At 62.0% G+C, this 18,561-nt stretch carries 16 protein-coding genes; all 16 read right to left on the bottom strand.

Translation table 11 applies throughout. From position 1 onward, the window contains the following. Nucleotides 1–17 precede the first annotated feature (17 nt). Nucleotides 18–1,019 (bottom strand): serine/threonine-protein kinase, encoded by a 1,002-nt coding sequence (locus ACTJK7_RS25340; RefSeq protein WP_102688419.1) that lies wholly within the window; start codon nt 1,017–1,019, stop codon nt 18–20. Further along, entirely contained in the window at nt 1,016–1,744 is a 729-nt protein-coding gene (locus ACTJK7_RS25335) for a PP2C family protein-serine/threonine phosphatase (RefSeq protein WP_039765158.1), read from the bottom strand. The genes ACTJK7_RS25340 and ACTJK7_RS25335 overlap by 4 nt, the downstream gene beginning before the upstream one ends. Next, a complete protein-coding gene (gene tssM / locus ACTJK7_RS25330; RefSeq protein ID WP_108563574.1) occupies nt 1,744–5,283 on the bottom strand; it encodes a type VI secretion system membrane subunit TssM in 3,540 nt (1,179 codons plus the stop codon). Before tssM ends, ACTJK7_RS25335 begins: the two co-directional genes overlap by 1 nt. A gap of 13 nt (nt 5,284–5,296) precedes the next feature. After that, nucleotides 5,297–6,172 (bottom strand): type IVB secretion system protein IcmH/DotU, encoded by an 876-nt coding sequence (icmH, locus tag ACTJK7_RS25325; protein WP_007954389.1) that lies wholly within the window; start codon nt 6,170–6,172, stop codon nt 5,297–5,299. A 5-nt stretch (nt 6,173–6,177) separates the two neighbouring features. After that, nucleotides 6,178–7,509: a type VI secretion system baseplate subunit TssK gene (gene tssK / locus ACTJK7_RS25320; protein WP_011336586.1), complete on the bottom strand. Its 1,332-nt coding sequence runs from the start codon at nt 7,507–7,509 to the stop codon at nt 6,178–6,180. Between the two features lie 2 nt (nt 7,510–7,511). Next, nucleotides 7,512–8,012 (bottom strand): type VI secretion system lipoprotein TssJ, encoded by a 501-nt coding sequence (gene tssJ, locus ACTJK7_RS25315; protein ID WP_011336587.1) that lies wholly within the window; start codon nt 8,010–8,012, stop codon nt 7,512–7,514. A gap of 5 nt (nt 8,013–8,017) precedes the next feature. Further along, entirely contained in the window at nt 8,018–9,211 is a 1,194-nt protein-coding gene (gene tagH, locus ACTJK7_RS25310) for a type VI secretion system-associated FHA domain protein TagH (protein WP_064379813.1), read from the bottom strand. 18 nt (nt 9,212–9,229) lie between these two features. After that, nucleotides 9,230–9,370 (bottom strand): hypothetical protein, encoded by a 141-nt coding sequence (locus ACTJK7_RS25305; RefSeq protein WP_003229566.1) that lies wholly within the window; start codon nt 9,368–9,370, stop codon nt 9,230–9,232. A 93-nt stretch (nt 9,371–9,463) separates the two neighbouring features. Next, entirely contained in the window at nt 9,464–10,990 is a 1,527-nt protein-coding gene (locus ACTJK7_RS25300; RefSeq protein ID WP_108563575.1) for a sigma-54 interaction domain-containing protein, read from the bottom strand. 10 nt (nt 10,991–11,000) lie between these two features. Further along, on the bottom strand, nt 11,001–13,658 hold the full coding sequence (tssH, locus tag ACTJK7_RS25295; protein ID WP_440779412.1) for a type VI secretion system ATPase TssH: 2,658 nt from the start codon (nt 13,656–13,658) through the stop codon (nt 11,001–11,003). Nucleotides 13,659–13,669: 11 nt separating this feature from the next. Continuing rightward, on the bottom strand, nt 13,670–14,677 hold the full coding sequence (tssG, locus tag ACTJK7_RS25290) for a type VI secretion system baseplate subunit TssG (RefSeq protein WP_039765146.1): 1,008 nt from the start codon (nt 14,675–14,677) through the stop codon (nt 13,670–13,672). Beyond that, a complete protein-coding gene (gene tssF, locus ACTJK7_RS25285; RefSeq protein WP_011336593.1) occupies nt 14,641–16,428 on the bottom strand; it encodes a type VI secretion system baseplate subunit TssF in 1,788 nt (595 codons plus the stop codon). Before tssF ends, tssG begins: the two co-directional genes overlap by 37 nt. 23 nt (nt 16,429–16,451) lie before the next feature. Next, nucleotides 16,452–16,625, bottom strand: coding sequence for a hypothetical protein (locus tag ACTJK7_RS25280; RefSeq protein ID WP_440779410.1), 174 nt, complete (start codon nt 16,623–16,625; stop codon nt 16,452–16,454). 199 nt (nt 16,626–16,824) lie between these two features. Then, nucleotides 16,825–17,628, bottom strand: a complete 804-nt coding sequence (locus tag ACTJK7_RS25275) for a hypothetical protein (protein ID WP_108563578.1) — start codon at nt 17,626–17,628, stop codon at nt 16,825–16,827. Further along, nucleotides 17,625–18,137 carry a PAAR domain-containing protein gene (locus tag ACTJK7_RS25270; RefSeq protein ID WP_108563579.1) on the bottom strand — a complete coding sequence of 171 codons (513 nt, stop codon included), beginning with the start codon at nt 18,135–18,137 and terminating at the stop codon, nt 17,625–17,627. The genes ACTJK7_RS25275 and ACTJK7_RS25270 overlap by 4 nt, the downstream gene beginning before the upstream one ends. Before the next feature lie 11 nt (nt 18,138–18,148). Continuing rightward, nucleotides 18,149–18,556: a type VI secretion system baseplate subunit TssE gene (gene tssE / locus ACTJK7_RS25265; RefSeq protein ID WP_085685965.1), complete on the bottom strand. Its 408-nt coding sequence runs from the start codon at nt 18,554–18,556 to the stop codon at nt 18,149–18,151. Between the last annotated feature and the right edge of the window lie 5 nt (nt 18,557–18,561).

Raw genomic sequence — 18,561 nt, 5'->3', positions numbered from 1 at the left:
TGTTCGAATGTCATCCGTTACGCCCGCAGTCGCAAACGCTGCAGCCAGGACGAAGTGGCGCCCAAGGCGTCACGCAATTGGTCGGCAGTGATGGTGCGCTCTGCCGCGTCAAAGGCCAGCGCGGTGCGCAGCGCGGGCCAGCAGTGTGTCGGCAGATTTGCCGGGGCTTGCAGTTCGCGATCCAGGTGTTCGTCACGGGCCTGGGTCGAGGGCAAGCGGCGGAACGGGTGTTTGCCGCCCGCCAGTTCATAGATCACGCAGGCCACGCCGTACACGTCCGCGCTGGCCGACAGTGGTTGGCCCTCAAGCAGTTCGGGGGCGGCGTAGCCCGGGGTCCAGGCGTTGAAGCGCTCGCGGCTCAGGTGCGGCAGGCCGGGCAGGATGCCCTCCTCGGCTTGCCCGAGACCGAAGTCAAAGAGGCGCACGCCGTCTTCGCTGAGCATGACGTTGCTCGGTTTCATGTCACCGTGCAGCACACCGCGACGGTGGGCGTAGGCCAGCGCGTCGAGCAGCGGCAGCGCGATGTCGCGCAGTTCTTTCCACGGCAGGCCCAGCGGCCGTTCGCAGAGCAGTTTGTCCAGGGTCAGGCCACGCATGAGTTCCATGGTGATGAAGGCCCGCTGGCAATCGGTGTCCACTTCGAACGTGTGCGGTCGCAGCACGTTGTCGTGGCGCAGGCGTCGGGTCAGGGCGAACTCGCTGTAGAGCAAGGCACTGGCGTCCGGCGACTCGGCAAATTCTTCGCTGAGGATTTTCAGCGCAATGTAAGGATCGGGATCGCCGAACTGTTCGTGCAGCAGATCCCGGGCCCGGTAAACCGCCCCCATGCCACCGGCTCCGAGCAGACGCTCGAGGTGGTAGCGGCCTGCCAGAACATCCGGCAGTTCGCCGACGCTGGCCTTGGTCGGCGCCAGCGCGGGTTCGGCGTTGTGCTGCTTTGCAAAAGCAAAATAGGTCAGGTTGTTGGCCTGCTCTTCACTCATCAGCAAGTCATCGACTGAGGATTCGATTTCAGTCATTGGCGGATCACCACGGCCGTCAGATTGTCGCGGGCGGCGCCCCGCAGGGCACCGTCGAACAGACGTTCCAGCGCCACATGTGGCGCCGCCAGGCTGAGAGCATTGCCGAGGGCATCGCTGCTCAGGCCTTGATACAAACCATCGCTGCACAGCAGGAACACATCGCCCGGATACACCTCAAGCTCCAGCACATCCAGGGTCAGTTGTTCCGCCGCGCCGACCGCCCGGGTCAAGGCCTGGGCCGCCGGGTGCGCCGCTGCCTGTTCGACGCTCATCTGCTGTTCGTCGATCAGTTGTTGCTGCAGCGAGTGATCCTTCGACAGCTGATACAACCGCTGCCCGCGCCACATATAACAACGACTGTCGCCGGCCCAGATGCAGGCCGCACGGTTGCCTTCCACCAGCAGCGCCACGACGGTGCTGCCCATGATGCTGTCGTGACGCCCGGCGGTGACGGTCAACTCTTGCCCCAGGCGCCGGTTCAGCCAGTGCAGGCACTGGCGGATGGCTTTGAGGCGTTCGTCGAAGTCTTCGTGCTGCGGCAGTTCAGCCAGGCTGGCGACGATCAACTGGCTGGCGATGTCGCCACCCTGATGACCGCCCATGCCGTCCGCGACCACCCACAGCCCATGCTGCGGGGTGTCGAGGAAGGCATCTTCGTTGCGCGACCGCACCTTGCCCGGGTCGGTTCGCGCCGCGCTGCGCCAGGGACTGGCCACCAGCATCAGAGCTGCACCGGCATACGGAAAGTGCGCAGCACGCCCATGTCGAACGGGTTCGGCGTGCGCTGGCTGGTCAGCAGGTAGTTGGCGCGCAGGCCTCCCACGTCGGCTTTCAGCACCAGCACGTCGCGACCGGTCAGGTACTCGGTCTGCATCAGGTCGAACAGACGGAACAGCGACCACGGGCCGGAGTTCTTCTCGATGCCGATCGGGCGACCGGCCATCTTGTCCATGACCAGACTGGTGCGACCGTCTTCAGCATCGGTCGGCCACTTGAAGCTCATGGGCAGGATCGGACCGTGGCGGTATTCCATGGTCTTGTCGCCGAACTTGAACTCGGAACGGCTGACCGCCGGATCGAGGGTGTACGGCTCAAGTTTGAACTGCACGGTCGGTTCGGCCGGGTTGATCGAGAAGAAGCTCTGACGGATGTTCAGGGCCGCCGCCATCTGATCGAGGAAGACCTTCGACACCGGCAGGCTGCGGCCGTCGACGCTGCGCATCCGGTAGTTGCCCGGATCACCGCTGACGAACGGACGCATGTAGCTGTCGAAGAAGCGGTCGATGGTGCCTTGAGCGCGGAAGAACTCGCGGAAATCGCTGATCGCCACATCGCTGGTGCTCGAGGCGCTGAACGGGTAACGCTTGTTGATGGTTTTGCCATACACGCTGTACAGCTCGTTCTGATAACGGCCGTTCAGGTACTGGTAGGCATCGTTGAGCACCAGGCGCCACGAGTCTTCGGCCAGCACGTTGAACCACACGCTCAGCGGGCGCGGCAGACGACCGGAAGCATTGCGCAGGTTGGTCAGCGCATCACGCTGGCCGCTCATGCGGGTCTTGGCCAGTTCGAACGCCGCCTGCTCCGGCGTGCTGGAACGGGCGAGGCCCGCCAGTTGCAGTTGCAAGTCGTTGAGCGCGGTGAAGGCCGGGGTCAGGTCAGCAGCCGGGCCGTTGTTGTCGTCGAGCAACTTGTGCAGCGGCTCGAAGCGACGTTGCAGCGACTTTTTGGCGGTGTCCGGCAGGTTCTTCGCCACGTTCAAGGCCGAGGCCTTGTCCGCTGCCGCCGCGGCGAGTTTGCCGACCTTGCCCAGTTTGCCTTTCTGTCCGGCCAGCGCATCAGCCGCGTCACCTGCCTCGTCCACCGGATCGGCAGCGGCCGGGAAACGGGTGTTTTCACGCACTTCGGTCAGCAGCGCCAGCACCGGCGAGTTGGCCGAGGTCAGGCCCGCCAGTTGCTCGGCGCCTTCACCGGCATCGCTGATCGGCGGCAGCGCCACCTGGCCAACGGCCTCGCTCCAGTAGTTGGCGTAGTCGCGGAAGTACAGTTGCTCCAGCTCGACCATCAGGCGACGCAAGTCCATGTCGCTGATGCCCGCGCCTTCGCCCAGCACCCAGTTGTCGCGCAGGATGTCGGTCACCAGCGATGCGCCTTGGACCGAGAAATACTGCTGATAACCGGTCTGGGTGTAGAAGCCCGGAATCACGTATTCAGTGCCGATGAACAGCGAGCCCTGCGGCCCGAGGTGCTGGCTGAAACGGTAATCCGGCAGGTTGCGCGCCTGCTCGCGGAGCATGCGGTAAACCACGGTCGCCAGCGATTCGCTGCGCAGCACCTGACGCGCCTGAGTCACCAGTTGCTCGTTGAGCGGATAGATAAACGGCTGCTGCAACAGACGCTCGAGGTGCGTGTTCAGACCGTTCTGCACCGCGGTGTTGCCGGTATAGCGCTGCGACCAGTCAGCCGCGACCCAGTCCTTGAGCCATGCCGCGTCACGACGATCCTTCATGTTCAGCATCAGGTACGCGCGCAGGCTGTTGATCAGCTTTTCGCGGTCCTTCATGTTGGCGCGGATCTGGCCTTCAAGCATCGTCGCGACGCGTGGCAGCAGTTGCTTTTCAAGCTCGCGCTCGTAAGCCTCCTTGACCACCGGATTGACGTCCTGGCCCTGATACAGCCCCATCCGTTCGTGGTACGCCGCGTCGCCTTTTTTCGGGAACACCTGGGTGGCAGCGTAGCTGGTGTCGAGGGTTTTCAGTGCGCCCATGGCGTCATCGCGCGGCGACAGTGCCGTACGCTGCTGAGTCCAGTTCTGCGCCAGATTGCGCAGGTTTTCCAGGCGCTCGTAGTTGGCCGAGAAACCACCGGCCCAGAGCATGCCGAACAGCACCAGCGCGCCCAGTGCGCCGACGTACAACGCACGCTGGCCCCAGTGGATGCGGCTGCGTTCGCGCTTGTCCAGACCGGCCAGATCGGCCTCGGGGAAAATCACCCGGCTGAGCAAGTGATGGATGAAACGCGAACGACCGCTGCGCAATGTCGGCAGCACGCCGGCGCTCATGCCCAGACTCGCGCCGATGCCGGCGGTGGTCGAATCCATTTCCTGGGTCAGGTGCGGTGCGCTGGTCAGGTAGAAACCACGCAGTTGCGTCGCACGCTGGTAGCGGTTGCCGGTGAACGCCATGTCGACCAGCAGGCACAGACGCTCGCCGATCTGGCCCATCTGGTGCGGGAAGTCGAGGATGCGGCCACGGCGCTGGGTGTCGCGCTCGGAGTGCATGCGCATGATCACCTGGCTGTTGAGGCGACGCAGCAGCTCTTCGAACTCGTTGCGCAGTACCGTCACGTCGGTGCCGACCTGATCCTTGCGGAAACTGGTACCCAGCACCTGATCGCTTTCTTCGCGGGTCAGTTGATCGAAGAACTCGTCGAAGCCCAGCAGCTTGTCGGCCTTGCTCAGCACCAGATACACCGGCACATCGACGTGCAGCTTCTGATAGACGTCTTGCAGACGCGCACGCACCTGGCGGGCCAGGGTTTCGATGTCCTGTTCGCTGCCACCGGTCAGGGTTTCCACCGGAATGGTCACCAGCACGCCGTTCAGCGGACGACCGCGACGACGCTTGCGCAGCAGCTCCAGCAGGGTGGTCCAGGCGCTGCCGTCGACTTCCGCATCCGGCTGGGTCAGGTAGCGGCCGGCGGTGTCGATCAGTACACCGTGATCGGCGAAGTACCAGTCGCAATGACGGGTGCCGTGGGTGTCACGGGTCAGCTTGCGGTCAATCTTGTTGATCGGGAATTCCAGCCCGGAGAAGTCCAGCAGGCTGGTCTTGCCGCTGGCCTGCGGGCCGATCAGCAAGTACCACGGCAAGTCATTGCGCCAGCGCTCGCTGCGGCCTCGATACAGGCTCGAAGTCTTGAGGGTTTTCAGGGCGTCCTTGAAACGCTCCTTCAACTCTTTCTGCTCTTCGTCGATCAACTCTTCGCGGCGGATACGGTCCTGGCCGTCTTCGGTTTCTTCGACGGCTTTCTTGCGGATCCCGGCGCGCCAGCTGACGAAGACCATGGTCAGGCCCCAGATCAGGAACAGCACGCTGATGGTCAGCAGACGCGAGGTCGCGCTTTCCCAGAACTTGTAGTCATCCACTGCCAACAACGGGCCGACGAACCACACCAGCAGCGCCACGAACAGCACCAGCAGCAAGGTCCAGACCCAGGTCTGGCGCAGGAAGGCGCCGACTTTCTTGAAAAACTTTTTCATCACACGTCCCTGTTTACGGCTGCGACTGCGGCTGAACCGCGGCCGGATCAAGCGGCTGATAAGGTTGCAGAACGGTGTCGCGCTGCTCGCCCAAGACCCAGGCGAAGCCCGAATACATCATCACCAGACAGACGAAGGTGAACAGCACCACCATCCACGCCGGCACGATGCGCACCAGATTGCGGCGCTGATCGTTGAGGCCTTCCCACTGCGGCGACAATTCACGCGGCACATCGCCACGCAACTGACGGATCTGCCGGTACAGGGCGTCGCGGATGCCTTCGAGTTCCAGCATGCCGCGCGCCTGCACGCGGTACTTGCCCTCGAAACCGAGGGACAGGCACAGGTACATCAGCTCCAGCATCGGCAGGTGCTTGACCGGGTTTTTCGACAGCCGATCGAGCAGCTGGAAGAACTTCTCGCCACCGAAGGTTTCGTTGTGGAAGCTGCTGAGCAGGCTCATCTGCGACCACTCGCTTTCGTTGCCCCACGGCGTGGTCACGACGGCTTCGTCGACCACGGTGCAGAGCACGTAACGGGCGGCCATCACCTGGCTGCTTTCGGCGCCGTTGTGCAGGGCGCGCACTTCGAACAGCTTGAGCCCGGCGGTCAGGCGCTCGTTGAGCGCGTAGAGGTCTTCGCGGGTTTCGCTGTGTTTGAGGCGCACCACTTCCGACAGCAGTTCGGACGACGCGGCCACCAGCGAATTGAGGCTGATGTTGAAGGCCTCCGCCGGGCGCAGGCGCGCGGCGTAGATCATCCGTTCTTCCAGTTGTTCGAAGCGCGGCGGCGCGGCGAAGTCGGTCAGCGGACTCGCCGCCGGGCCATGGCCCTGACGGTCGAGCAGGACGGTTTTGTCGTCCTGGTTGTGTTCCATGTCCTTGATCATGTCGGTCAGTTCCTGATGGCCCAGAATTTCAGTTCAAGCTCGGCGAATTCGCCGGACACATGGAACGCGAAGCCGCCGGAGCGCTCGAGTTGTGCCAGGTCTTCGGAACTGAGTTCGAGGATGAAATAGGTTTTGTTGGAGTGGAACGCGATCTGCCGCGGGGCCACCGGCAACGGTTTGACCTTGATCCCCGGCAGGTGCAGGTTGACCAGTTGGCGGATGCGCTCCACCGGGCCGACCTTGAGGTGCGCAGGCAAGCGGTTGCGCAGTTCTTCGGAGTCGCAGTTGGCACTGGCTGCCAGCACGAACGACGCCGAGCCCAGCAGTTTGTGGTCGTGCAGCGGCGATACGATGATCCCGTACTGACGCGCTTGCAGGATCAGTTCGATGGCGTGCTGTTCCAGCACCATCGACAGCACCTGACGGATCGACTCCATCAGTTTGCGGAAGCTCGCGCCCTGGTCGGCGTGGGAGTAGCGGCTGTCCAGACGCGGGCGTTTGCTGTCGCTGGAGAACGTCGCCAGATCGCCGAGCATGGTCAGCAGCGTACGGTACAACTCTTCCGGGTGAACCTGCTCCAGGCCCAGGTAGTGGCGCAGCAGCAGTTCGGTGCGGTTGATCAGTTGCAGCATCATGAAGTCGCCGATTTCCGCGCCGCCGACCTTGCCGTTCGAACGAATACGCTCGGCAATGGTGTCGCCCCGGTGGCCGAGCATGCTGATCACTTCTTTCAGGCACGACAGCAGGTAGCTGGAGGCGTGGGCCTGAATGTAGGTCGGCACGAAATCCGGGTCGAGGCTGATCACGCCGTCGGGCGTGGTGTCGAGCACGTCGCAGATCTTCAGCTTCACGTAGGCCTGATCGCTCTGCTGCTCACCGAGCAACAGCTTGAAGTCCGGGCGGCCGCAACTGACCTGGCTGGCGGAATCATCACCGGCGTTGGAGTCGGCGACTTCGGCGTCATACGCGGTATAACGTGCGAGTACGTCGGACTGCTCCGGGCGCCGGGCCTCGATGTGGTTACCGGTGACCAGCGGCAGCGCCAGGTAGATCGGCATGTTGCCGGTGTTCGGCGGTACGTCCAGCGCCAGCGGCTCGGTGTTGCCACCGAGTTCGAACAGGCTGCCGTCCGGCAGGATCCCCGAGGCTTCACTGATCACCAGTTTGCCCATGTTGAGGAACTGCAGGTCGATCTCCAGATTCAGGAAACCCCAGGTGTAGCCGCCCAGCAACTGGGTGCGGGTCTTCATCTGGTGATCGTAGTAGCGGTCGTTGTGCTGGAAGTGCTGCGGACGCAGCAGCATGCCTTCCTGCCAGATGACTTTATGGGTATTCATGGTCAGTCATCCGCCTTGGCGAGCACTTCGTTGGTCTTGCGGATACCGGCCTGATCCAGGGTCAGATCGGCTTCGGTGACTTCCAGCGGTGTGATCGGAAAGGTGTGGCGCCACTTGGTTTCCGGCAGGTCGCGGTACGCGGCGAGGATGCCGATGAAGCGGCTGCCCTCCTCCACGCTGAGTTTCAGCTCCACGGTTTCACCCGGGCGCAGTTCGAGTTCTTCGCTGGCCACCAGATCCGGGTTGAGGGATTCCTTGGCGCGCTCGTAGAGGCTGAAGAAATCGGCGTTCTCGAACGTCACCGGGTGCTTGAGTTCGAACAGGCGCACCACGATCGGCGACGGACGACCGTTGAGGTCCGGGTTCAATTGATCGCTGCCGGTCAGCTTCAGGTTGATCTTGGTCACTTTCGAATACGGCGACAGCGACGAGCAACCGGCAAGCAGCACCAACAGGGTGAGCGCGGTCAGCGTCTTGAAAAAAGCGGTCGAGCGGCGAGACATGCGCATCATCCTTGGTGGTCGGTGTGGAGGGTGGAGATCAGGCGAATCTGTTCTTCGTAGGCCTGGGCGAAGTCGCGGGCCAGCAGGCGCTCGCTCCAGTCGTCGTCCTGACGCAGCGCATGGTGGTAACGGTTGAACGCTCTCCAGCGCCCGCCAGCGGTGGCGAGCAACGGCTTGTTGTCGCGCTCGAAACGCAGGGTCAGTTGCTCCGGCGAGAAGTGTTCCAGAGTGCCGCGTACCGCCGCGCGGCTGGCGGTCAGCAGCGCCACCTGATGCGCCTGCAAGTCGCGGAACGCCCGGGAGATCGCCTGCTCGGCCGGCAAATGGCCCGGCTTGTGCGGTTGCAACAGGATGTCCAGCGCTTCGCTCGGATCGACGGCGAATTTCAGCGGATTCTTGTTGGTGCCTTGCACGGTGGTCTGGGCCAGACGCAGTTCGTTCTTCAGCTCGGAACGAGTGCGCAGGCTCTGTTGCAGACCGCCGATGCTCTGGCGCAGCAGACGTGCGGCGTTCAGCGCGAGGGCTTCACGCTCGTCGTGGCTGAGGTTCTTCACGTTCACGCCGAGGGCCGCGCCGAATTTGTCCCAGAAGGTTTCGCTCTGGCGCTCGACCGCTTTCGGTGCCGGTGCAGGCTCAGGCTTGGGCTCGACGATCAGCTCCGGCACCATCAGGCTTTCCATGTCGATGCGTGCGTAGTCGGCGCGCTGACGGGAGTCTTCAGGGTCGGTCACCGGCGCGAGCATTTCCTCGAATTCCGAGTACACGCGCTCTTGCTGCTCCAGCGACTTCAACGGGTCGAGGTCGAGAAACGCGTCGTCCGGGATGATGCTGCCGGCGGCACGTGGCAGGCCGACTTCACCGTCGAACGTCGCCGGATCGCGCACCAGTCGTGCGCGAATCTCGAAGTCGCCCAGCACGTAGGTGCTGCCGTGCTCGATGCGCACCGGTTCGCCCTTGTGCAGGCGTGCGCCGCTGTCGCCGTCCTGCACACCGTTGCTGCTGGTGTCGGTCAGGAAGAACGAACCCTCGCGATAGCTGACGATGGCGTGGTGGTTGGACAAGTGCCGCTTGCGGTCAGGGATGATCCAGTCGCAGTCCTCGCCCCGCCCGATCACGCCGCCGGCCTGTTTGAAGGTCCGCTGGCACAGCTCGGTGGGCACGAACTGCTTGGTGTTCAGCATTTCGAAAACCAATTCCATGTTTGATGCTCCTTGCGGTCACTTGCCGCGATTGACCGCCTGCGGATCACCCAGCGGGCGGTAATCGTTATCGTTGAATTTGTAATTGCCGCTGCAGCCGCCGAGGCCGCATAGAACGACGAGGGTCAGCAGGACAGCGTGCCAGTGACGAACAGACATCAGAGGGTCTCCAGGTGTAGACAAAGCACAAAGCGCCGACCCTTGCGGGCGGCGCTGAAATAGGTGTTCGAGGTGAATCCGACGGACTTTCGCCTACCCATCGAAATCTCCCAGATTGATGTTCAAACGACCGAGCCGGTACAGCAGCGTGCGGCGCGGCAGGCCCAGTTCGCGGGCGGCGAGCGTCTGGTTGCCGTCGTTCTTGCGCAGGCAATCGAGCAACAGATTGCGTTCGACCGCTTCCAGTCGTTCACGCAGATTGAGGCCGCAGTGGTCTTCCGGCACCGGCGCCGATTCCAGGCGCAGCGAGAAATGTTCGGCCAGCAACTCGCCGCCCTCGCACAACAGCACCGCCCGCTCGACCAGGCCTTTGAGTTCACGCACATTGCCGGGGAAGGTGTAACCGGACAGGTGTTCCAGCGCTGCATCCGACCAGCGCACCGGATCACGTTGCAGGAAGGTGCAGGCCTTGTCGGCGAAGTGCTTGGCCAGGTCGAGGATGTCGCCTTCACGCTGGCGCAGGGCTGGCAATTCGATCGGGAATTGCGCGAGGCGGTAGTACAGGTCCTCACGGAATTTGCCTTCGCTGACCAACACCGACAAATCGCGGTGCGTCGCAGCGATGATGCGCACGTCGATCTTGTGGGTGTCGTTGGAACCCAGCGGACGGATCTCGCCTTCCTGCAACACGCGCAGCAACTTGGCTTGCAGCGACAGCGGCATGTCGCCGATTTCATCGAGCAACAGAGTGCCGCCGTTGGCCGCGTCGAACAGCCCGGCGCGGTCGCGATCGGCGCCGGTGAACGCACCTTTGCGATAGCCGAACAGCTCACTTTCCAGCAGGTTTTCCGGGAACGCCGCGCAGTTCTGCACGATGAACGCTTGCGACCGACGCGGGCCGCAATCGTGGATCGCCCGCGCGACCACTTCCTTGCCGGTGCCGGTCTCGCCACGCAACAGCACGGTGTACGGGCTGTGCAGGACTTTGCTGATCAGCGAGTAGGTCTGGCGCATCGCCGCGCTCTTGCCGATCAAGCCGTAGCCGCTGGCACTCGGCAGATTGCGCACGACCGGTGCGGCCGCATCCACTGGCTGGCGCAGACGCTGCAGCAGATGCAGTTGACCAAGCACGAACGAGCCGAGCTGGCCGAGAGAATCGGCAAACCCTTGCAGGTTGATGTGACGACGGCTGGCACACAGCAACAGGCCTTCGACAGCCTTCTGCTGATTGACCAGCGGCACGCACAGCAGCGACTGCCACGGCGTGGACGACGCCGGCAGAAAACTGGTTTCGTGCAGGCTGCCGCCCAGGTCGTCGAAGCTCACCACGCGGTTCTGGCACAGGGCGAACTGCAACAGTTGCTCGCCGTTGTAATCCGCCGGCAGGCTCGCCGCGCTGCGCGGTTGCAGCACGCCGTCGAGGCATTCGGCGTTCATCCCGAGCGACGTGTGCGTGGCGTCCAGCAAGTACAGCTGCGTCAGTTCGCAACCGCTCAGCCCGGCCAGGCCGCGCACGAAGTCACCCAGCAGCGCAGCACCGTCCGCCGCGCGCGACAGGCTGGCGAACTGCGCCAGCAAGGCTTCGGCATAGAGCAGTGGCTGCGGCACTTGAGTGAACATCACACTCACCTCAGGCGAACTCGCAGGTCACGCTGGCTTCACCGTCGAGCGTCGCATGCACGCGCTTGAGGCTTTCACCGGTGGCCATGGCGTCGAGCAAACGGTCGGCCACCAGCGGCAGCACGTGCAGGTCGAGCAAATGGTCGATCAGGCGCGCACCGCTTTCGCTTTGGGTGCAGCGCTCGGACAGGTGATCGACGAGGTTCTGGCACCAGGTGAAATCCAGCTGGCGACGGTTCAGACGCTCGCCCAGACGACCGAGCTTGATCTCGATCAGCTCGCGCAGCACCGGGCCGCCGACCGGGTAGTACGGCACCACTTTCATCCGCGCCAGCAGCGCCGGTTTGAAGTGTTTGCTGAGCACCGGGCGAATGGTTTCTTCCAGCACTTCGGCGGTCGGACGCGCGCCGTCTTCGCAGAGGTCGCTGATCTTGTCGCTGCCCAGGTTCGATGTCATCAGAATCAACGTATTGCGGAAGTCGATCTCGCGCCCTTCGCCGTCGTTGGCCACGCCTTTGTCGAAGATTTGGTAGAACAGGTTGAGCACGTCCGGGTCGGCCTTCTCGACTTCATCGAGCAGCACCACCGAGTACGGCTTCTGGCGCACGGCTTCGGTGAGCATGCCGCCCTCGCCGTAACCGACGTAGCCTGGTGGAGCACCGATCAGGCGGGAAACGGTGTGCTTCTCCTGAAACTCGGACATGTTGATGGTGGTGATGAAACGGTCGCCGCCGTACAGCAGGTCGGCAAGTGCCAGTGCGGTTTCGGTCTTGCCGACGCCGCTCGGGCCGACCAGCAGGAACACGCCGACCGGTGCGTCAGGCTTGTTCAGGCCGGCTGCGGTGGCGCGCATCGAGCGATCCAGGGCGTGCACGGCTTGTTCCTGACCCCGGATGCGGGTGCGCAGGTCGGTGGCGAAGCTGGCGACCTTGGCGTTGTGCTCGCGGGCCAGTTGCGCCAGCGGCACGCCGGTCCAGGCGCTGATCACTTCGGCCACCAGACGCGGGCAGACTTCGAAGCTGACCAGACGCTCCTTGACCTGAGCGGCGGTCAGGGCGCTGTGGGTTTCGTTGAGTTGTGCTTCCAGCGCTTCGACGCTAAGAGCTTCGTCAACTTCGGCGGCGTGGGTTTCGATCACGGTGCCTTCGGCGTCTTCTTCAACGGTCACCACCGGCTCGACCGCAGCGGCTTCACGGGCCTTGGCCAGTTGCTGGCGCAGTTCCAGCAGGCGCTCGGCCAGTTGTTTTTGCTCGGTCCACTGGGTTTCCAGTGCGACCCTTTCGGCTTCGGCTTCGTCCAGGCGCGCTTCCAGTGCCTCCAGCGCTTCGTGGTCGATCAGCAGACCGGCTTCGGCATCGCGGCGCAGGGCCTGACGCTGACGACCGCCTTCAGCCAGTTCGCCACGCAGGCGTTCCAGGCTTTCCGGGGCAGCAGCGAGGCTGATGCGAACGCGTGCGCACGCAGTGTCGAGCACATCAACAGCCTTGTCCGGCAGTTGCCGACCGGCCAGGTAACGGGCAGACAGTTCCGCCGCGGAAACCACCGCGTCGTCACGCAGGTAGATGCCGTGGCTCTTTTCGTAGACCTGAGCCAGACCACGCAGGATGGTGACGGCTTCGCTCACGGTCGGTTCGTGCAGTTGAACCGGCTGGAAACGACGGGCCAGCGCCGGGTCTTTCTCGAAGTATTTCTTGTACTCGGCCCAGGTGGTCGCGGCGATGGTGCGCAGTTCGCCGCGCGCCAGTGCCGGCTTCAGCAGGTTGGCCGCATCGGAACCGCCGGCATTGCCGCCCGCGCCGATCAGGGTGTGGGCTTCGTCGATGAACAGGATGATCGGCTTCGGCGAGGCTTTGACCTCGTCGATCACGCCTTTCAGACGACGCTCGAATTCACCTTTGACGCTGGCGCCGGCCTGCAACAGGCCCATGTCCAGCGACAGCAGCTCGACGCCCTTGAGCACCTGCGGCACTTCACCGGCAGCGATCCGCGAGGCCAGTCCTTCGACGATGGCGGTTTTACCGACACCGGCTTCACCGACCACGATCGGGTTGTTCTTGCGGCGACGGGCGAGGATGTCGACCATCTGGCGGATCGCGCCATCGCGGCACAGCACCGGGTCGAGTTTGCCGTCGCGGGCCTGTTGGGTCAGGTTGTGGGTGAAGCGCTCCAGCAGCGATTCGCCCTGGGCGGCCGGTTTGCCGTTGGCGGCTGCCTGAGGTTGTTGCGACAGGGCAAATTCCTTCAGGCGATCGATGTTCAGTTTGGCCAGCAACGGCTGGTAGCGGCTGCCGGCGTAGCGCATCGGGTTGCGCAACAGCGCCAGGATCAGCGCCGCGTCTTCGACCGAGGTCTGGCCCAGTTCAAGGTTGGCCACCAGCAGCGCGTCTTGCAGCCACTGCACCAGTTCCGGAGCGAACACCGGGTTGCGCGAAGCGCTGTGCTCGACCCGCGATTGCAGGGCGGCGCTCAGTTCGCCGGCATCAACGTCGGCATCCTGCAGTGCGCGGGAGAGCAAACCGTTCGGGCGCTCCAGCAGGCCGAGCAGCAAGTCTTCGACCAGAATCTTGCTGCCGCCACGGGCCACGCAGCGCTCGGCCGAACGCTCCAGATCGCGACGGGTTTCGGCGTCCAGCGCCTGGATGAGTTGTTGCAGGTCTACGTTGATCATGGCTCACGTCCTTAATGAATTTTGCTGCCCAGGGTCACCACGCCGTCTGCTTTCTCGCAGCCCAGCCAACTGGTCCAACCCAGGCGACAGTCGTTCTTCTCGCCAATGCGCAGTTCGCGGATTTCTTCCGGGCGCAGCACCAGGCGAATGTCGTAATCGAGCGGGTCACGCAAGGTGAACCGCACCAGCGCGCAGAGCGGCTGGTAACCGAAACCGATCGGCAGGAATTCGTGGAATCGCTCCCAGTCGAGTTCGGTGATGTGAATGCGGAATTTGCCGCTGCGATCGCGCACGCGTTCGCCCAGCACCAGGTCTTCACCCAGTACGCTGTTGGCGAAGCCGAGGCGGTTGCGCTGTTCTTCGAGGATTTCCACGCGGCGCTCGATGCACTGCTCGATGACCAGGTCTTCGTGCTTGAAGTAGTAACGCAGCACCGCTTCGATCAGCGCCGCCGAGTGCGCCCGCAGACTGAGCAGGCCGAGGTACGGCAACAGGCGTTTCCAGTTCAGTTCCTTGGCCTTGCGGATCTCGTCGCCACCGAGGCCGATCAGGGCGAACAGCTGCGACGAAAACGGGTCGACCGCGCCGCTCTGGAAGCTCGCGCGATAGCGGTACTTGCGCCAGATCGGCAGCATCAGCCGTTGCAGGCGATGGTGGAACAAGTCGAGGAAGTTGCGCGTCGGGTTGCCGTCTTCGCTGTCGCCCAGGGCTTGCTCGCCGTAGAACGCCGGCAGCGGCGAACCGGAACCGACCAGGCCGATCAGGTTGAATCGCAGGCGCGCGCGCATCTGCCCGTGCTCTTCGAAAAACTCCACACGATCGACATCGCTGCGCGGAAATCCGAGGCTCGGGTTGGCCTGGAATTCCAGTTGGTCGTACAGGTCGTCTTCGCTCAGGTACGGGTGCGCATCGCGCAGCCGGTCGATTACCAGCAGCACGGCCTGAAACAGCGAGTACTCGCGTATTACCTTCGTCAGCCCGCTTAAAGCAGGGGCTGCAGGCCCATACGTGGTGTCCATTGGTACACCTCTCCCTGTGTGCTTTTTACCCGCAGCTCATGGAATGAATTGAGACTGGCGTAAAGCGCGAAAAACTCGTTGAGAACCGAGGCGAAGACGAACAGGTCGCCTTCGCCGATATACCCTTCCGGGTCGATGGTCAGTTCGGTGCGCAGACCGCGCACCGGCAAACCACGGTGCAAGCGGTCCACGTGGTGATGCTTGATGTGCTTGAGACCGCCGAGCAGGCGTTTGCTGACCTTCTCCGCGTGCTGGTCGTAGTAGCGCGGCAGGTCGTAGGTTTCGAGAATCACCTTCAGTGCATTGACGTCGGCCAGCGACAGATAGTTAAGCGACATGTTGCTGATCAGCTTCCACAGGAAGTCACGGTTCAGCGGCGGCGCAAAACTGGAAGTGGCCGGGGTGATGTTGCGGAAACTCAGGAACTCCGGGGTCTCTTCGCAGGCCATGCAGATCTGCCCGAGCTTGAGTTTGCGCGGCAGGTTCTGGTTGGTGCAGACCAGCTCGATCGACAGGGTTTCATGGGCTTCGGTGTGGCGGATGCCGAAGCTCAGGTAGGTGTCGAGGCCGTCGTGCAGCAGCGACGAACGCTGGCGGATGCTGTAATGCGGACGGCTGTTGGGCACGTCGAAACTTGGGTCGTGCTCGAAGGATTCGAACGGCACGTACTCCTGATAACCGAGGCCGCCGGGTTTCCAGCCGGTCACGGTCTCCACCGAGAACACGCCGCAGTTTTCCAGATCGTATTCGGCTGGCAGCAGCAGGTATTCGTCCTGTTTGCCGTCGAGGCGGATCGGCAGCGCGTCGTGCTTGAACAGGTTGACGATCGGCGTGCAGAACAGCTTCACGTTATCCAGGGTCGGACGCATGCGCATGATGCCGCTCTTGCGGATATCGAAGCGCAATTCCAGGCCGCGCATCTGCTTGAGCGTGTCTTCCGGCAGCGCCTTGAGAATGTCCAGGCCGTGGACATCAACGAACAGGAACTTGTCCTGGAAGGCGAAGTATTCCTGCAGGTAGCGATAGCCGCGGAAGGTGTTCAGCGGATACGGGATCAACGCTTCTTCTTCGGCAAAGCCCACCGGTTTGACCCGGTCACCCGGAATCTTGAACGCCATCGGCTTGCCGCTCACGCCATCGATCGGCTTGCCGGCGCCGTCGAGCGGGATCAGTTCGATGCCGTCGAGGTTGCGCAGCAGGCTCAGGTAGAGCATCTGGCTGATGTAGCGCTCGCCGGCAAAGTGCAGGCGCAGCTTGCTCAGCTCAAGCTCGCCGAGGTGGCCGTCGGCACTCATCTCCAGGCGCAGGCTGAGCAGCGAACCGTCGCCCTTCACCGAGTAGTTCAGCGCGGCCAGATCCAGCGCCATGACTTCGGTCGGGTAGCAGGTGCGGAAGCGGCAACGCACGTCTTCGATCGGCACGCTCTCGATCGGCGTGTCACGCTCGACCTTCAGCGCCGGCCCGGAACGCTTGAGCGGGTCGAACTGCAGAATGCTGAACGCCGGCAGCGGGCGCATGTAGTTCGGCCACAACAACTGCATCAGGGAATGGCTGAGCTCCGGCAACTCGTCATCGAGCTTCTGACGCAGCCGCCCGGTCAGAAACGCAAAGCCTTCCAGCAACCGCTCCACATCCGGATCCCGCCCGGCCTGCCCCAGAAACGGCGCCAGCGCCGGACTACGCTCGGCGAAACGGCGGCCCAGCTGGCGCAGTGCGGTGAGTTCGCTTTGGTAGTAGTGGTTAAAGGACATGGACTAACTGCCTGATCATGAATTTAAAGTGTATTTGCCGCAGTGCGTGAACAACTACGACTGATGATCAACTGACCAATAGCCAAGCGCGCGAAACTTCCAACGCCGCAATTTCGACCAAAGCCAAAGCCAAAGCCAAAGCCAAAGCCAAAGCCAAAGCCAAAGCCAAAGCCAAAGCCAAAGCCAAGCTTGCTCATGCCGGCGCTTGATTCAAAAAATAAGTACCCAGCAAATGCATAACAGGTACTATCAACACACAAACATACATCATGAGTTTATGAAAACGTGACCGCCGAAACCTTGAAAAGCAACCAAGGAAGGCAACCAACAAGCAAACAATTGCTAGAAGACCAAACAGATCACTATCAGCGACACTTGCAAAATAGTCTTGGATGGTCATTTATTAAACTCCAAAAAATTCCAGCGATAGAACAGGAACTTTTTCAAGAAATCTTCCGCCATTGAGCCTGTACTCTCATTTCGGTACGTCCACCCTATACCTGACTTTGTATAGTTACCCTTTTCGATAGGCATACCTGCGTAACCAGAGTTTTGAGGGTCAGCCATATTCGACCCCAACCACTTTTGAACCGTGGTGAAAGGACGAACGCTTATGCCACCGGTGTTCCCCTGTCTGATTTCGATTTTCGAATCGCTGACAGCTATGGCAATTTGAATATGGTGCGCTATATCTTTTGGGCGATCTAAGGCTTGTGCGAGGATGTCTCCAGGCAGCAAGGCTTCAGCCGTTTCGATCGATGTTGTGTTAACACCGACACGCTGCATATCTGGTGCACCATAAGTCAACATAACCATCTCGCAAAAACCATACATATGCGAAACGTAGCGATCATGCTCCGCAGCGGCATAGTTCTCCATATTCCGGTATGTTCTTACACCAGTTTTAAGCTTAACCGGCAACCCTCGCTTAGAAGCAAACTCACAGAGCAACCTTAGAGCAAAGTCCTCGCAGGTGAATTTGTTCCCCTTAATATCTCCATCCTTCGTCCAGTACTTCTCGACGATTAAGCGCTCTGCAATTTCAGGGGCTTCTTTGTGGTAATCCGCAATATGCGCTTCCGTCCAGAAAGCTGTTGTTTTCCAAAAAACCTTGTATGTCACTTTTTTTGGAGTTTTATCCGCCTTAGGCGTTAATGCAACTGAACGAGCCATTAACGTCGACAACACTTCAGCACTCATACCACTGCCCCATCAGTAGCCGCATGAAAATCGAAGGTTTCTCCTGCCTCTCCTCCCACCAACTGGGTTCTACCCATTGCGTCGCTCTGCCCAGTAATAACTTTCCCTTTAGCTGTCGTAATTTGATAGGGAATATCTTGAAGAGGATTTCCATCCTGATCTTCCATCACTACATGTTGCGTGTGGGAGAAAAGCATTAATGGCACCGGCGGCACAAACGGTGCAGGCGTATGCGAATTCCCGATGATTACCGTCCCGGAGCCGGCAGTGACCTTGTTGCCATGGGCCCCGACTGAACCTACGGTGGCGGCCGGCTTGCCATTGATCAGAACCGTGGTCGCCAGATCGCCGACCAACGCACCACCACACGCCGAGGCATCGCCCTGGCGAGCGGCCGGCAGGCCGTCGAAGAACACGTCGCCGGAACCGGCGGCGATCGGGTTGGTGCCGTGGCCGGGGAGCGGGCAAGCGGTGGGGTCGGATACGCGTGCTGCAGGTTTGCCAGACATCGGGGTTCTCCTTAGGTGACCTTCACTTGACCGCTGCCATCCAGGCGCGCGGCGAAACTGACCTGACGCTTGAAACCCTCGACTTCCAGCAGGCCTTCGATGCTGAAGGCCAGGCGAAGCTGGTCGTGGTCACGCGGCAGGGAAATGACACGCACGTTGCTCAGGCGCGGTTCGTAGGCTTCGATGAAGCTTTCGATGGCCAGGCGGGCCTGACTCAGGGAGTCGTGCAGGCTCAGGCGCATGTCATTGAGATCGGGCAACCCGTAGTCGGACAGCGTTTGCACGCTGCCGGCCCGGGTGCTGAGCATTTTGGCCAGATGGGCAGCCACCGACGCCATGGCCGAAGCCTCGAGGCTCTTGCCCTTGCGCTGTTCCGCGTCGCCGTTGAGGCGTTCGAAAAGGCTGCCGTATCCGTCCATGAGTC

Origin of the sequence: Pseudomonas sp. 22085 (genome assembly GCF_052045815.1) — a bacterium.
GTDB lineage: Bacteria > Pseudomonadota > Gammaproteobacteria > Pseudomonadales > Pseudomonadaceae > Aquipseudomonas > Aquipseudomonas glycinae.
The sequence above is the reverse complement of the archived record's forward strand: the minus strand, read 5'-3'. Positions and strand labels throughout refer to the sequence as shown.